The following is a 14,744-nucleotide window of genomic DNA, read 5'->3' on the forward strand; positions in this document are numbered from 1 at the left end:
TCAGGACCGCATCCATTGCTTCATGACGGCCGCGGCCTGCGCGTCGTCTTTTTCGATCAGCTGTTCGAGCCGACGACGCGCGCCGTCTCTCTTGGCGGCGACGGCGTCCGCCAGGAGATTGGGACTCGAATTGGCGAGAAGCGGCATCGTTTCATGTGCGTTCGAGCCGATGGCCAATGGCGGCGCCTGCGCGAGGAGCGGCGGCGGCTCCAATCTCGCCGGGGCGTCCTGGGCGAGAAGCGCGCGGCGCGCCGGCGCCAGACCGAAAATGACGACAAGCGCGGCGATGCCAATGGCGGTGAGCGCATTCAGGAACGCGCCCAGATGGCTGCCCAGCATCGCAATGAGTCCGGGACTTTCGACCGGGCTAATCTCATGTTCGTTGAACATGAAATCGACTGCGGTGACTTTCAGCGTGTCGCCGCGCTCCTTTTTCAGTCCGGCGGCGGAGAAGACAAGCTGTTCGATCTCCTTCAGCCGGGCGTCGACGATCTCCGGCTTCGGCGCATCCTTGCCGGACTCGGCGAAGGCCGACTTGTTCACGAGCACAGCGACGGAGAGATGCTCGACATTATAGCCGCCGCTGACCGTCGTCACGGTTTTCGACGAGAGCTCGAAATTGGTGAGCTCTTCGCTTTTCTTGCTCTCGTCGGTCGACTGCTTGCCGTCGGCGGGCGCGGGATTCGTCTGGGGGATGTTTCGTTCGACGCTCGTCGCTTGCGCGCCGCTCGCATTCTGCGACTGCGCGCTTTCCTTGACCGTTCGCACAGACCGCTCGACGCGCGAATCCGGATCGAAGATCGTCTCGTTGATCTGCCTGCGATCGGTATTGATCCGCGCGCGCACGCTGACCTGGAAATTCTGCAGGCGCAGATAGGGCGTCAGCGTGCGGCGAATATTGTCCTGTATGTCGCGCGCAACGTTCTTTTCGAGCGTCAAGGTTTTCACTGGCGCGGCGTCGGCGGCTTCGCCGTCCGATGAAGAGAGGATCATGCCGTCCGTGTTGAGCACCGTCACCTGATCGACCGTCATTCCGGGCAGAGAAGATGCGACGAGATGGCGAATGGCCTGCGCGGCGCTGGAATCGTCGGGACCGTCCGTTCGGATGGTGACGGAGGCGGATGGCGGCTGCCTGGCTCTGCGGAACGAGCCCTCATCCGGCATGACGATATGAACGCGCGCCGCTTTCACCCCGCGAATGAGCTGGATGGTGCGCGCAAGCTCTCCCTCCAGCGCGCGCACGCGCGTCACTTCCTGCATGAAGGAAGTGAGGCCGAGCGCGCCAACCTTGTCGAACAGCTCGTAGCCGGCATTGGCGCTTTGCGGCAATCCGCGCTCGGCAAGCAGCATGCGCGCCGGCGCGGTTTGTCCGTAAGGCACGGAAACGGCGTTGCCCTCGGGATTGACGTCAAAGGAAATTCCCGAGGATTTGAGCGCGGCGCCGATGCGGCTGACATCCTCTCGGTCGAGGCCGGCGTAAAGCGTCTCGAAATTGGGACGCGAAAGATAATAGGCGGCGACGGAGACGAGGCCGACGACCAGCGCGAAAATCAGGCCGAGCGCCATGAGTTTGCGGGCGCCGAGCGCCTTGAGATTGTCGAGGAGGAGCGTGAGTCGATCCATGAGTCGCAGCGAAAGCTCCATGAGAACTTTCGATCGACATTCGCCGCATTGGCTTGTGCGAACGTTGCGCGCCGCGGCTTCAAATCATTTCTTAACAAATGGTTAATACGGCGTCGGCGACAAGGGGCCGCGCCGTCGCTGGCGCGGCCCCGGAGATTTGAAAAAGTTGACCGCTCTCTTACTGGAAAAGCTTCAGGATCATCTGCGCGTTCTGGTTCGCGATGGCGAGCGACTGCACGCCAAGCTGCTGCTGCGTCTGGAGCGCCTGCAAGCGCGTCGACGCTTCGTTCATATCGGCGTCGACGAGGGAAGAGACGCCGTTGGTGAGCGCATCCTTCATCGTCTTGATGAAGTCGTTCTGCTGCTTGACGCGCATTTGAGTGGCGCCGATGTTTGAGGCGTAGTCGGTGAGATCAGCGATCGCCTTGTCGGCGTTCGACAATGTGTCGGCGATGACTGTCGCTCCAAGATCGGCGGCGGTCAGCGCGGTCAAATCCGACAGAGCCGCGGAGCCCGTGGCCTTGGCGCCCTGAAGGATGCTGGTCGTGCTGCCGGTCTTGAAAAGCGTCTTGGTGGTCAGATCGATCGTGTCGACTTTCGAGGCGGCGGCGCCGTTCTTGTCGGTATAGGACGCGATAAAGCTCAGCGTGCCCGCGCCCGACCCGTCGACGGCGTTGATGTTGGTGAGCGTCGCGGAAGAGACGATGCTCTTCAGCTGCTCGCCGAGCGCCGCGAGATTGGTGGCGATCTTCGCCTGATCGGCGCCGGGCTGCTGAGCCAGCGTCACCGCGTCCTTGATCGAATTCACCACCGTAATGGCGCTTTGCACCGCGCCCGCGGCAACGTTGAGAATCGCGTCGGCGCCGGAAAGCGAGTCGCTGATCGTCGACAGAACGCCCTTGTCCGACTTCATCGTTTCCGCGATCGACCAGGTCGAGGCGTTGTCGGCGGCGCTCGAGATCTTGAGGCCGGTCGAGATTTCCTTTTGCGTCGTGTTGAGCGCGGACTGCGTCATGCGCAGCGACTGTAGGGCGGTGATGGCGGAGGGGTTTACAAGAATGCTAGACATGTTTCGTCGATCCCTTGAGAACTGAGAACTATAAGGGACATACCGGTGTTGCGCCGGTTCGACGGATATGGCGTCATGCCGCGGGCTTTGGCCCGTCCGAAGCTATCGTCGACCGCGCCGTTGGCTTCAATTGATCGACGGCCCAACCTTACACGAAGGCAGGTTGACGTATCGGACTTTGACAAAACGCGTTTAATGAAGCGTTAAGCCCGCGCGTCACGCAGCGGCGCCGCAGCACTTCTTGAATTTCTTGCCGGAGCCGCAAGGGCACGGATCATTCCGGCCGGGCTGCTTGCCCTTCACGACCGGCTCGTTCTTGCGGTTGGCTTCTTCCTGGAAATACCAGCGGCCGTCTATCTTGTTGAAGAGCGAACGCTCGCGGTGATCGTAGCGCTGCCCCTCGGAGACAAAGCTCGCCACGAATTCGACATAGCCGCTATCCTCGTCTTCGCCCCCGTTCTCCGTTGACAGAATCTCGAGGCCAAGCCATTGCGACTGCTTCGCCCAATGGGTGATCGACTTGCGGTCGAAATCGTGCCGCGTGCCGGGAGCGAGAGTCTCTTCGAGATAATCGATATCGTTGCGCACGAAGGCGGTGTAGCGCGAGCGCATGAGCGCCTCCGCCGTCGCCGGCGCCTTCCCCTCTTCGATGAAGGGTTTGCAGCAATCGGCGTAGTCGCGCTTGTCGGCGTCGGTCACGCGGCAGGGGCAGATTGCGTCGGTCATGCTCGGCTCGTCTTGAAGTTGGACGCCCGCGCCTTCCCCAGCGCGCTTTCCGCGCCTACGGGAATCATGTGGGCGAATTAATTTGGGCTGACGCCGAAAAGAAAGAGCGGCCCCTTGCGCCGGCGCCGCTTCCTTTTATCCGCGTCGTGGATCAGGCTGCGCCCTTGGCCTTTTCGGCGTCGAGGAGCTTCACGGCTTCAATTGCGACCGGCTCCAGACCCGCGCCGCCATGCTTCACATGTTCGACGATCGCCGTGCGCATATGGGGCTCCCAGAACTTGCGCAGATGCTCCGCCATGCCGGCCGCGCCGCTCTTCTGAGGGGCGAAGAAGGCGCCGATCTGATTGGCCATTTTTACGAGCTTATCGACTGAATCATGCGACATGTGCGGAAACCTGTTCGAGGATGCGTCCCGGATGGGTGAAGATTTCAAAGTCGCGGCCCCGCATCACGGCCACGAGCGTCATACCGCATTTCTCGGCGTTGCGAACCGCCAACGCCGTCGGCGCCGAAATCGCCGCGATGATCGGCGCGCCGATGCGTGCGGCTTTTTGCACAAGTTCCACGGAGACGCGGCTCGTCATCAGCACGACGCCTTGCGAGGCCGCGACGCCTTGTCGCGCCAGAGCGCCGGCGAGCTTGTCGAGCGCATTGTGGCGGCCGACGTCTTCGCGCACGATCAACGCATCGGATGCCGGGTTCCAGAAGGCCGCGGCGTGGACGGCGCGCGTCTCCTGATTGAGCTTCTGCTCGCCCGGCATGCGGCTCATCGCCTCGATCAGCCCCGCGGCGGACACGGTCAGCGCATTATCGAGCGACGGCAGCTCCCGCGTCGCAGCCTCCAGGCTCTCAATGCCGCAAAGGCCGCATCCCGTGGGACCGGCCATTGAGCGCTTGCGCGCGGCATAGGCTTCTTGACGGCCCCCGCCGAGCCATGTGCGCAATTCGACGCCCGCGTCGGAGGAAACGATCTCGACCTCGCCGGCGTCCTGCGGCGAATCCACGAGACCTTCCGTCAGGGCGAAGCCGATGGCGAAATCTTCGAGATCGGCGGGCGTCGCCATCATTACGGCATGGGTGGAGCCGCCATAGGTAAAAGCGATCGGCGTCTCTTCGGGGATCACGCGAGAAGAACGCGCCGTCACATCGTGACGGCGCGCCTGACAATCCACTCGAAGAGAGGCGGACGGTTTGTCTGTCATTCCGCCGCGTCGATCGCGCTCGCGATGCGACGGCTCCGCTCCGTCAGCTCGCGATATTTTTCCTGCCACTCGGTCGGCCCGTTGGTGGTCGAGACCTGCACCGCCGTGACCTTGTATTCGGGGCAATTGGTCGCCCAGTCCGAATTGTCGGTCGTGACGACGTTCGCCTGCGTCGTCGGGTGGTGGAAGGTCGTGTAGACGACGCCCGGCGCGACGCGATCGGTGATCTTGGCGCGCAGCGTCGTTTCACCGGCGCGGCTCGCCACCTTCACCCAATCGCCCTCGCGCACGCCGCGATCCTCCGCGTCATGCGGATGAATCTCGAGCACGTCCTCCGGGTGCCACTGGCTGTTTTCGGTGCGCCGCGTCTGCGCGCCGACATTGTATTGGGACAGGATGCGGCCTGTCGTCAGCAGCAGCGGGAAGCGCGGCCCGACCTTCTCGTCCGTCGGCACATATTCGGTGATGACGAATTTGCCCTTGCCGCGGGCGAAGCCGTTAATGTGCATGATCGGCATGCCGTCCGGCGATTCTTCGTTGCACGGCCACTGAACGGAGCCGACCTCGGCGAGGCGCTCGAAAGACACGCCCGCGAAGGACGGGGTCAGACGCGCAATCTCGTCCATGATCTGGCTGGCGTGAGCGTAACCCCAGTTCAGGCCCAGCGCATTGGCGAGGAGCTGCGTGACTTCCCAATCGGCGTAGCCGTTCTTCGGCGACATCACCTTGGTGACGCGCTGAATGCGGCGCTCGGCGTTGGTGAAGGTGCCGTCCTTCTCGAGGAAGGTCGCGCCCGGCAGGAAGACATGAGCGTAATTCGCCGTCTCGACCAGGAAAAGATCCTGAACGATGACGATGTCCATATTGGACAGCGCGCGCGACACATGGCTCGTGTCGGGATCGGACTGGAGAATGTCCTCGCCCTGCACATAAAGGCCCTTGAACCGGCCTTCGATCGCCGCGTCGAACATGTTCGGGATGCGCAGGCCGGGCTCCGGGTCGAGCTCAACGCCCCAATCCGCCTCGAAGGCCTTGCGGGCCTCCTCGTTGGAGATGTGGCGATAGCCCGGCAGCTCGTGCGGGAAGGAGCCCATGTCGCAGGAGCCCTGCACATTGTTCTGCCCGCGCAGCGGATTCACGCCGACGCCGCGGCGGCCGAGATTGCCGGTCGCCATGGCGAGATTGGCGATGCCCATGACGGTCGTCGAGCCTTGCGCATGCTCGGTGACGCCAAGGCCGTAATAGATCGCCGCATTGCCGCCCGTGGCGTAAAGACGCGCTGCGGCGCGAATCTCCGCCGCCGGAACGCCGAGCGTCGTCTCGAGCGCCTCCGGACTGTTTTTCGGAAGCGAGACGAAAGCCGCCCAATCCTGATATTCGTCCCAATCGCAGCGCGACTTGACGAAATCGAGATTGGCGAGCCCCTCGGTCACGATGACATGCGCGAGCGCCGTCACCATGGCGACATTCGTGCCGGGCTTCAGCGGCAGATGGTAATCCGCCGTGATGTGGGGCGAGCGCACGAGGTCGATGCGGCGCGGATCGATGACGATCAGCCTGGCGCCGTCGCGCAGCCGCGCCTTCATGCGCGAGCCGAACACCGGATGCGCGTCGGTCGGATTGGCGCCGATGACCAGGATGACGTCGGCCTCGTCCACCGAGTCGAAATCCTGCGTGCCGGCGGAGGTGCCGAAGGCCTGGGCGAGGCCATAGCCCGTCGGCGAATGGCAGACGCGGGCGCAGGTGTCGGTATTGTTGTTGCGGAAGCCCTGACGCGCGAGCTTCTGAACGAGATAGCTTTCCTCATTCGTGCAGCGCGACGAGGTGATCACGCCGAGCGAATTCTTGCCGTGCTTCTCCTGCGTCGCCTTCAGGCGGGCGGCGGCGAAGGCGATCGCCTCTTCCCACGACACTTCGCGCCAGGGCTGCGCGATCGTCTCGCGGATCATCGGCGTGGTGATGCGGTCGCCGTGATGGGCGTAGCCATAGGCGAAGCGGCCCTTGATGCAGCTATGGCCGTGATTGGCCTTGCCGTCCTTCCAGGGAACCATGCGAACGACTTCCTCGCCGCGCATTTCGGCCTTGAAGGTGCAGCCCACGCCGCAATAGGCGCAGGTCGTAATCTCGCTATGTTCGGGCTGGCCGACGGCGATGACCGCCTTTTCCGTCAGCGTGGCGGTCGGGCAAGCCTGGACGCAGGCGCCGCAGGACACGCATTCCGACTCCATGAACGCTTCGTCCATGCCGGGCGACACGCGCGAATCGAAGCCGCGGCCGGAGATCGTCAGCGCGAAAGTGCCCTGCACTTCCTCGCAGGCGCGAACGCAACGGTTGCAGACGATGCATTTCGACGGATCGTAGGTGAAATAGGGGTTCGACTCGTCCTTCGGCTTCCAGTTGAAATTGGCCTCGCCATCGTTGCGGGCGAAGACGTGGTTCGAGCCGTCATAGCCGTAGCGCACGTCGCGCAGACCGACCGCGCCCGCCATGTCCTGCAATTCGCAATCGCCATTGGCGGCGCAGGTCAGGCAGTCGAGCGGATGGTCGGAGATATAGAGTTCCATGACGCCGCGGCGGATGGCGGCGAGACGCGGCGTCTGGGTCTTGACCGAAATGCCGGGCCCGACCGGCGTGGTGCAGGAAGCCGGCGTGCCGTTGCGGCCCTCGACTTCGATCACGCAGAGGCGGCAGGAGCCGAACGCCTTGATGCTGTCGGTGGCGCAGAGCTTGGGGATCTCCGTCCCCGCCTCCATCGCCGCCCGCATGATCGAGGTTCCCTCGGGAACCGTGACGCTTTTACCGTCAATGGTCAGCGTGACCATTTTTGCCGATTTGGACTCTGGGGTCCCGTAATCTGTCTCTTTGATAAGCGTCATGGCGGCTACCTCACTCAGCGGCTTCAAGGGCCGACTTGCGGAAGTCTTCTGGGAAATGTCGGAGAGCGCTCTCGACCGGATAGGGCGCGAAGCCTCCCAAAGCGCACAATGAGCCAAACTTCATCGTGTGGCAGAGGTCCTTGAGGAGCTCGATATTCTTATCGACGTCCTGACCGTTGCGGATCTTGTCGATCGTCTCGACGCCGCGCGTCGAACCGATGCGGCAGGGCGTGCACTTGCCGCAGCTCTCGATCGCGCAGAACTCCATGCCGAAGCGCGCCATCCAGGACATGTCGATCGCATCGTCGAAAACGACAATGCCGCCATGGCCGATAAGGCTGTCCGTAGCCGCGAATTCCTCATAGCCGAAGGGCAGATGGAAAAGCGACTGCGGCACATAGGCGCCGAGCGGACCGCCGACCTGCGCCGCCTTGACGGGACGGCCCGTGCGCGTGCCGCCGGCGATGTCGTTGATGACTTCCCCGAGCGGAATGCCGAAGTCGATCTCGAACAGGCCGCCATATTTGACGTTGCCCGCGATCTGCAGCGGCATGGTGCCGCGCGAGCGGCCGATGCCGAGATCGGCGTAATGCTGCGCGCCCTTCTCCATGATCATCGGGATCGTCGCCATGGAGAGGACGTTATTGACGACCGTCGGCTTGCCGAAGAGGCCGACATGCGCCGGCAGCGGCGGCTTGGCGCGAACGATGCCGCGCTTGCCCTCGAGCGATTCGAGCAGCGAGGTCTCCTCGCCGCAGACATAGGCCCCGGCGCCGATGCGCAGCTCGACGTCGAAATCGAAGCCCGAACCCTTGATGTTCTTGCCGAGCCAGCCGGCCTCGCGCGCCTTCTCGATCGCGGCCTGGAACACCTTGGCGACGACCGGATATTCGGAGCGCAGATAGACATAGCCCTTGGAGCCGCCGATGGCGTAGCCGCAGATGGTCATGCCTTCGATGAGCGCGAGCGGATCGCCCTCCATGATCATGCGGTCCGCGAAGGTGCCCGAATCGCCTTCGTCCGCATTGACGACGACATATTTCTGACCCGGCGCGCAATCCGCCACGGTCTTCCATTTGATGCCGGTCGGGAAGCCCGCGCCGCCGCGGCCGCGCAGGCCGGATTTGGCCACTTCCTCGACGACGGCCGCGGAGCCGATCTCGAAGGCGCGCTTCAGACCTTTGAAGCCGTTATGCGCCTCATATTCCGGAACGGACAGGGGATCGATTATGCCGCAGCGCACGAAGGTGAAGCGATTCTGGCGCTTCATCCATGGATGCTCGTCCACGACGCCGATATTCAGCGGATGAGCGCCGCCGGCGAGGAAGCCCGCGTCGAAGAGCGACGCGACGTCCTTCGTTTTCGCCGGCCCATAACCGACACGGCCCGCGGGAGTCTCCACCTCGATCAGGGGTTCGAGCCAGAGCATTCCACGCGAGCCGTTTCTCACGATCTCGACTTGCTGGCCGCGCCTGGCGGCTTCTTCCGCGACGGCGGCGGCGAGGCGGTCGGCGCCCATCGCTACGGCGGCCATGTCCAGCGGGATGTAAATCTTGGTCATTTGCCCTTCGCCTCCTCGACAAGGGAGTCGAGCGTCTCGGCGTCGACCAGTCCAATCGGCTCTCCGTCATAAAGGGCGGAGGGGCTGTGCGCGCAGAGGCCCAGGCAATAAACAGGCTCGACCGTCAGGGAGCCGTCCGGCGTGGTCTGGCCCCAATCCAGCTTGTGGCGGGCCAGGAATTCATTGGCCTGCTTCTCGGCGCCCATGGACTGGCAGGATTCGGCGCGGCAGATCTTGAGATGATGGCGGCCCTGCGGCGCGCTGTGGAAGTCGTGGTAGAAGGTCACCACGCCGTGCATTTCGGCCCGGCTGATATTCAGCGCGCCCGCCATTTCCTTCACCGCCGATTCCGGGACGCATCCGAATTCCGCCTGAAGCGCATGCAATATTGGGAGTGCAGGACCTTCGAGGCCCATATGGGCCGCAATAATCTCCCGCGCCCGCTCGTCGCTATATGGAGCAGCGCCAGCCATTTCTTCCCTCGCTTGGGGCGTCGAGCTCAAGACAAGCGCCCTTCATTGGTTTTATTCCAATGACAGTGCCGGAAATCCCGCGCCTGATCAATACCGTCCCCGCCGTTATGTCATAGACCCTGCCTATCAATCGGCCAGTCTGCCGCTTTCGGCGAGCGCTTTTGCCTCTGCAACGAGCGCGCCAACGAGCGGGATGACAGGATCGCGCAAGGGGGCGACGAGTCCGATTTCGTGCCCGACCTCCGGCTCGACGATCGGGATCGACCGCAGGGGCGGCTCTGTTCCCATTGTTTTTGCGAGCTTCTCCGGCATGATCGTGGCCCATCGGCCGGATTTCACATGGTCGTAGAGCAGAATGACGGAATTCGACTCGAGAATCGGCGCGACGTCCGGGCCGATCAGCCGGTCGACGATGCGGCGATTCTGCATGTCAGGCGTGAGCAGGCAGAGATCGATCTTGCCGACCTCGGTCCATGTCACGCGGTCGCGGTCGCCGAGCGGATTGCCGGCGGTCGTCAACAATCGGTAACGTTCCGAACAAAGCGGCACGGTTCTGACGCGGCCGAGCGGATCGTTGTCGAGATAGGTGACGCCCGCGTCGATCTCGAGATTATCGAGCATCCCCATCACTTCCGCCGACGAGGCCGAAATCACCTTGAAGCGGACATGGGGATGCTTTTCCCGATAAGGCGTCGTCAGCGCGGAGACGATTCCCTCGGCCGTGGGAATGACCGCAATCCGGAGCTGGCCTGAAAGCCCTTCCCTCAGGGTGCGGACTTCCTGCCGCATGGCGCGGGCGTCGCCGACAATTCGCTTCGCCCATTCGAGCACCCGCTCGCCCTCGGCGGTCAGGCCGTGAAAACGGGAGGAGCGGTTGACCAGCAAGACGCCGAGCGAATCTTCGAGCTGCTTGATGCCGGCGGACAGGGTCGGCTGCGTGACGCCGCAAAGCTCCGCCGCGCGGGAGAAGCTTTTCTCACTCGCGACGGTGATAAGGAATTCGAGTTTGTCGATCACTTCGAAGGATTTCCTTTGCGCGGCGCGCGGGCGCTCGCGATTCCCGGAAGCGAGGGGCCCCGCTTCGAGCGCGCCAAGCGCCGAGCCTTCCTCCCCAGGGGCTTCAGACTTAGCACAAGCGAGCGCTGAAATCCCGTAAAATGAACCGAAAAGCGGCCAGGCGCCGCATATGGGCGACAGCTTGGGTGGGAACGCCAAACGTCGCCGGTCCCCGCCGAAGCTCGCGCTTGGTCTGGCGTAGGCCACAATTTGCCCATATTTGAACCGTTTCGGGATGGTCAGTATGCTTTTTGCGTCGTCTTCCCCCGTAGCGCGAGCCTCAAGAGACATTTGCCCATGACGAAGATGAAGCGATTTGTCCGCCGCGGCGCCTTCGCGTCATGCCTCGCCTCCGTTCTTGGCGCGCCCTTCGCCGCCTCGATCGCGCAAGCGACCCCCTCGCTCGTCATCGACGTGGCCTCGGGTTCGGTGCTCGAGCAGGATCAGGCGACGGCCTCCTGGTATCCGGCTTCGCTCACCAAGCTGATGACGGCCTATGTCGCGCTGGAAGCCGTGAAGGCCGGCCGCATCACGATGGACACGCCGCTGATGGTGTCGCCGCGCGCGACCCGCATGGCGCCGTCCAAGATGGGTTTCCGCGTCGGCCAGGAAGTCACGCTGCAAAACGCGCTCATCATGCTGATGGTGAAATCGGCCAACGATATCGCCGTCACGATCGCCGAAGGCGTCGGCGGCTCCGTCGAGGCCTTCGCGGATGAAATGAACGCCGCCTCGCAGAAGCTCGGCATGACGCAGTCGGTCTGGGTCAATCCCAACGGCCTGCCCGACTCCCGTCAGGTGACCTCGGCCCGCGACCTCGCGATCCTGGGCCGGGCGCTCTATCTGCAATTTCCCGAATATTCCAATCTGTGGAACATCGGCGCCATGCAGATCGGCGGAAAGGTCCATCCGACCCATAACGGCCTGCTCGGCCGCTATCCCGGCGCGGACGGCATGAAGACGGGCTTCACCTGCCCCGCCGGCTTCAACCTCGTCGCCTCCGCGACGCATGGCGGCCAGCGGCTCATCGCCGTCGTCCTCGGCGCGCCGTCCGCCAACGCCCGCACCGCCAAAGCCGCGGCGCTGCTCGATCGCGCTTTCCAGACCGGCGGCGCGCAAGGCGCGCTCGCTTCGCTGCCCAGCGCCGGCCCGACGGCCGCGCCGGACATGCGCGACAGCGTCTGCCGCAACCGCGGCGCGGCGACGATGGAATTCATGAGCGAGGTCGAGGACATCTCAATTCCGATCGGCTCCGCGCCCACCGGCATCCCGCTGCTCGACGCCGTCGGCGGCGGCCAGCAGGCCATCAGCGTGAAGGACATTGCTCGCCTGCCGCGCCCGCAATTTCAGCCTGTGCAGGTCTTCGCCGGCCGCGCCCCAGGCTATGCCGGCCCCGTCGCCCGCGCCCGCGCGCCCGGCGCGGCGATCGGCGAGCAGCCGGATCTCGCGGCCTACGCCAACGCCGAGCCGACAGGCGGCGAGGCGTCGCCGATCAGCAAGGCCGCGCCGGACGCGGTGAGCATGCGCAAGGGCAGGCGCGCCAAGCGCGGGGCCGCGACGGCGACCCTCCCGACGCCCGCCCCGGCGGAGAGCATCATGCAGGACGAGAACGCCGCCCCCGCGGACAAGCCGGGCAAAGGCAAGGGCAAGCAGGCGCCCGCCAAATCGGCGAGCAAGCCGAGCGCCGACAAGGCCGCGCCGGCCAAGGTCGCCGCAAAGACGCCCGCCGAAGCTGCGGCCAAACCCGCCGCCGGCAAGCCGGCCGCCACGGCCGGAAAATCCAGGGCGTCCGCCAAGACCCAAACCGCCGCGAAGCCCCAACAGGTCAAGACTCAGTGAACGACGCCATTTCGGCGACGGCGAGACGGCCGCCGCCGCCCATTCCGCTGACCGTGCTGACCGGCTTTCTCGGGGCCGGCAAGACCACGCTGCTCAACAGGCTTCTCGCCAGCCCGGACCTCGCCGACACGCTCGTCCTCATCAACGAGTTCGGCGAAATCGGGCTCGATCATCTCTTCATCGAGAAGGTCGACGGCGACATGATCATGATGAGCTCCGGCTGCGTGTGCTGCACCATTCGCGGCGATCTCGTGAACACGCTCGAGGATTTGCTGCGGCGGCTCGACAATGGCCGCATCGAGCCTTTTCGACGCGTCCTGCTCGAGACGACGGGCCTCGCGGATCCGGCGCCCATCCTCCACACCATCATGAACCATCCCTATCTCGTGCTGCGCTTCCGGCTCGACGGGGTTGTCGCGGTCGTCGACGCCGTCAATGGCGAGGCGACGCTCGACGCGCATGAGGAGGCGGTCAAGCAGGCGGCCGTCGCCGATCGTATCGTCGTCACGAAATCCGATCTGCCCCAGGGCCCGGAAAAAGCGGCGCGCCTGAAAGCGCGTCTCGCCGCGCTCAATCCCGGCGCGCGCATTCTCGACGCCGAGGAGGCGACGCCCGCGGCGCTGCTCGATTGCGGGCTTTACGACCCGGCGACGAAGACCCCGCGCGTGCGCGACTGGCTGAACGCGGAGGCGGTCGACGAGGCGCATGATCACGGACATGACCACGACCATGGCCACGGTCACGGCCATGCGCATCATGGTCGCGACCACCATCATCGCGACGTCAACCGCCATGACGACCATATCCAGGCCTTCTGCCTGACGGGCGACGAACCCTTCACGCCGCCCTCTTTCGACATCTTCATCGATCTGCTGCGCCACACGCATGGCCCGCGGCTGTTGCGCGTAAAGGGAATCGTCGCGCTCTCGGACGATCCCGCGCGGCCCGTCGTCATTCACGGCGTGCAGCATGTCTTCCATCCGCCGCACCGGCTCGACGCCTGGCCCGACGACGACCATCGCACGCGCATCGTCTTTATCGTGAAGGATCTCGACTGGAAATTCGTCGAGGGCCTCTATGCGGCGCTGATCCATATGCCGGCTACGGATACGCCGGACGCGGAGGCGCTGACGAACAATCCGCTGGCGCCGGCGCGGGGCGGGTTGCTGGGTTGACCCCTTCGCGAAGCGGGGGAGGGACAGAGAGGCGGCTTTGAGCGATACTGCCAGGATGCAGTTGGCCTCCCGCCTTACCACCGCCGCAACGGCCGCCCGCCGCGCCGGCGCCTATCTGCTCGACCTTGTCTATCCCGCCTCCTGCCTCATCTGCCGCAAGACGGTCGCGGAGCATGGCGCGCTTTGCGCTGAATGCTGGCGGGAGATCGCCTTTATCGAGCGGCCCTTTTGCGAGCGGCTCGGCACGCCCTTCGCGCAGGACCTCGACCAGCCGGGGCTCATCTCGCCGGAAGCCGCCGCCAATCCGCCCGTCTTTCGCCGCGCCCGCGCGGTCGCGCGCTATGACAGCGACAAGGCGCGTTCACTCGCGCATCGGCTAAAATATCACGACCGGCTGGAGTTCGCTGGTCCGATGGGACGCTGGATGGCGCGGGCGGGCGCGGATATTCTGGCCGATGCCGACCTTCTTGTTCCAATCCCCCTCCATCGCCTGCGTCTCGCCGCGCGGCGCTTCAACCAGTCGGCGGAGCTGGCGCGGGTCGTTTCGTGCGAATGCGGCGTCCCCGTTGAAACGCAGGCGCTGCTGCGCGTGAAGTCGACGGCGCCGCAAGTGGGGCTCTCCCGCGCCCAGCGCGCCGTAAACCTCTCTGGCGCTTTTCGCGTCGATGCGGAACGCGCGCCGCTGATCGAGGGGCGTAATGTCGCACTTGTCGACGACGTGCTCACCACCGGCGCGACGGCGAACGCCGCCGCCCGCGTTTTATTGAAGGCGGGCGCGGCTCAGGTCGATCTCCTCGTCTTCGCCCGGGCCGTGACAAGCGCGTGACAACCGGCGTATAAGCGGCGCAACGAAAATGTCGATTCAGGTGGCCGCCGGATGGCGCGAATTGAAATCTACACCACACCGACCTGCCCCTATTGCATCGCAGCCAAAAAGCTGCTGACGCAGAAAGGCGCGTCGTTCGAGGAAATCAGCGTCGCGGGCGATGCGCAAGGACGCGCCGCCATGACCGAGCGCGCTGGCGGCCGCACGACCGTTCCGCAAATTTTCATCGACGGACGGCATGTCGGGGGCTGCGACGATCTTTACGCGCTCGACGGAAATGGCGGCCTCGATCCGCTCCTCGCGGCAAAGGCCTGAAAC

General features: G+C 64.5%; 13 protein-coding genes. 4 read left to right on the forward strand and 9 right to left on the reverse strand.

What is annotated here, in order from left to right; translation table 11 throughout:
• From fliF to MMG94_RS08885, 9 genes are all read right to left on the reverse strand, one after another.
• The gene (fliF, locus tag MMG94_RS08845; RefSeq protein WP_016918308.1) at positions 1 to 1,644 is read right to left on the reverse strand and encodes a flagellar basal-body MS-ring/collar protein FliF; all 1,644 of its coding nucleotides are present in this window, start codon (positions 1,642 to 1,644) and stop codon (positions 1 to 3) included.
• 157 nt (positions 1,645 to 1,801) lie between these two features.
• Positions 1,802 to 2,692: a flagellin gene (locus MMG94_RS08850; protein WP_026016025.1), complete on the reverse strand. Its 891-nt coding sequence runs from the start codon at positions 2,690 to 2,692 to the stop codon at positions 1,802 to 1,804.
• A gap of 216 nt (positions 2,693 to 2,908) precedes the next feature.
• Positions 2,909 to 3,418 (reverse strand): YchJ family protein, encoded by a 510-nt coding sequence (locus MMG94_RS08855; RefSeq protein WP_016918306.1) that lies wholly within the window; start codon positions 3,416 to 3,418, stop codon positions 2,909 to 2,911.
• Between the two features lie 151 nt (positions 3,419 to 3,569).
• Positions 3,570 to 3,803 carry a formate dehydrogenase subunit delta gene (locus MMG94_RS08860; RefSeq protein WP_016918305.1) on the reverse strand — a complete coding sequence of 78 codons (234 nt, stop codon included), beginning with the start codon at positions 3,801 to 3,803 and terminating at the stop codon, positions 3,570 to 3,572.
• Positions 3,793 to 4,620, reverse strand: a complete 828-nt coding sequence (gene fdhD / locus MMG94_RS08865) for a formate dehydrogenase accessory sulfurtransferase FdhD (RefSeq protein ID WP_026016024.1) — start codon at positions 4,618 to 4,620, stop codon at positions 3,793 to 3,795. Before fdhD ends, MMG94_RS08860 begins: the two co-directional genes overlap by 11 nt.
• Positions 4,617 to 7,496, reverse strand: coding sequence for a formate dehydrogenase subunit alpha (gene fdhF / locus MMG94_RS08870; RefSeq protein ID WP_020372395.1), 2,880 nt, complete (start codon positions 7,494 to 7,496; stop codon positions 4,617 to 4,619). The genes fdhD and fdhF overlap by 4 nt, the downstream gene beginning before the upstream one ends.
• A gap of 10 nt (positions 7,497 to 7,506) precedes the next feature.
• Positions 7,507 to 9,057, reverse strand: a complete 1,551-nt coding sequence (locus MMG94_RS08875; protein WP_016918302.1) for a formate dehydrogenase beta subunit — start codon at positions 9,055 to 9,057, stop codon at positions 7,507 to 7,509.
• The gene (locus tag MMG94_RS08880) at positions 9,054 to 9,530 is read right to left on the reverse strand and encodes a formate dehydrogenase subunit gamma (RefSeq protein ID WP_026016023.1); all 477 of its coding nucleotides are present in this window, start codon (positions 9,528 to 9,530) and stop codon (positions 9,054 to 9,056) included. The genes MMG94_RS08875 and MMG94_RS08880 overlap by 4 nt, the downstream gene beginning before the upstream one ends.
• Positions 9,531 to 9,656: 126 nt before the next feature.
• Complete coding sequence (locus MMG94_RS08885) at positions 9,657 to 10,547, reverse strand: LysR family transcriptional regulator (protein ID WP_026016022.1); 891 nt, start codon at positions 10,545 to 10,547, stop codon at positions 9,657 to 9,659.
• A gap of 336 nt (positions 10,548 to 10,883) precedes the next feature.
• Between MMG94_RS08885 and MMG94_RS08890 the strand changes: the two genes are divergently transcribed.
• From MMG94_RS08890 to grxC, 4 genes are read left to right on the forward strand one after another with little or no spacing between them, the layout of a single operon-like run.
• Positions 10,884 to 12,425: a D-alanyl-D-alanine carboxypeptidase family protein gene (locus MMG94_RS08890; protein WP_016918299.1), complete on the forward strand. Its 1,542-nt coding sequence runs from the start codon at positions 10,884 to 10,886 to the stop codon at positions 12,423 to 12,425.
• Positions 12,422 to 13,600, forward strand: coding sequence for a CobW family GTP-binding protein (locus tag MMG94_RS08895; protein WP_016918298.1), 1,179 nt, complete (start codon positions 12,422 to 12,424; stop codon positions 13,598 to 13,600). The genes MMG94_RS08890 and MMG94_RS08895 overlap by 4 nt, the downstream gene beginning before the upstream one ends.
• A gap of 55 nt (positions 13,601 to 13,655) precedes the next feature.
• Positions 13,656 to 14,426: a ComF family protein gene (locus tag MMG94_RS08900; protein ID WP_016918297.1), complete on the forward strand. Its 771-nt coding sequence runs from the start codon at positions 13,656 to 13,658 to the stop codon at positions 14,424 to 14,426.
• 51 nt (positions 14,427 to 14,477) lie between these two features.
• Positions 14,478 to 14,741, forward strand: a complete 264-nt coding sequence (gene grxC / locus MMG94_RS08905) for a glutaredoxin 3 (RefSeq protein ID WP_016918296.1) — start codon at positions 14,478 to 14,480, stop codon at positions 14,739 to 14,741.
• Positions 14,742 to 14,744: the final 3 nt, after the last annotated feature.

It is taken from the genome of Methylocystis parvus OBBP (genome assembly GCF_027571405.1).
In the GTDB taxonomy this organism is placed as follows: Bacteria; Pseudomonadota; Alphaproteobacteria; order Rhizobiales; family Beijerinckiaceae; genus Methylocystis; species Methylocystis parva.

Bases quoted from the DNA above. Each gene is read 5' to 3' on its own strand.
- fliF (WP_016918308.1), bottom strand. From the start codon at position 1,644: ATGGAGCTTTCGCTGCGACTCATGGATCGACTCACGCTCCTCCTCGAC.
- MMG94_RS08850 (WP_026016025.1), bottom strand. From the start codon at position 2,692: ATGTCTAGCATTCTTGTAAACCCCTCCGCCATCACCGCCCTACAGTCG.
- MMG94_RS08855 (WP_016918306.1), bottom strand. From the start codon at position 3,418: ATGACCGACGCAATCTGCCCCTGCCGCGTGACCGACGCCGACAAGCGC.
- MMG94_RS08860 (WP_016918305.1), bottom strand. From the start codon at position 3,803: ATGTCGCATGATTCAGTCGATAAGCTCGTAAAAATGGCCAATCAGATC.
- fdhD (WP_026016024.1), bottom strand. From the start codon at position 4,620: ATGACAGACAAACCGTCCGCCTCTCTTCGAGTGGATTGTCAGGCGCGC.
- fdhF (WP_020372395.1), bottom strand. From the start codon at position 7,496: ATGACGCTTATCAAAGAGACAGATTACGGGACCCCAGAGTCCAAATCG.
- MMG94_RS08875 (WP_016918302.1), bottom strand. From the start codon at position 9,057: ATGACCAAGATTTACATCCCGCTGGACATGGCCGCCGTAGCGATGGGC.
- MMG94_RS08880 (WP_026016023.1), bottom strand. From the start codon at position 9,530: ATGGCTGGCGCTGCTCCATATAGCGACGAGCGGGCGCGGGAGATTATT.
- MMG94_RS08890 (WP_016918299.1), top strand. From the start codon at position 10,884: ATGACGAAGATGAAGCGATTTGTCCGCCGCGGCGCCTTCGCGTCATGC.
- MMG94_RS08900 (WP_016918297.1), top strand. From the start codon at position 13,656: ATGCAGTTGGCCTCCCGCCTTACCACCGCCGCAACGGCCGCCCGCCGC.
- grxC (WP_016918296.1), top strand. From the start codon at position 14,478: ATGGCGCGAATTGAAATCTACACCACACCGACCTGCCCCTATTGCATC.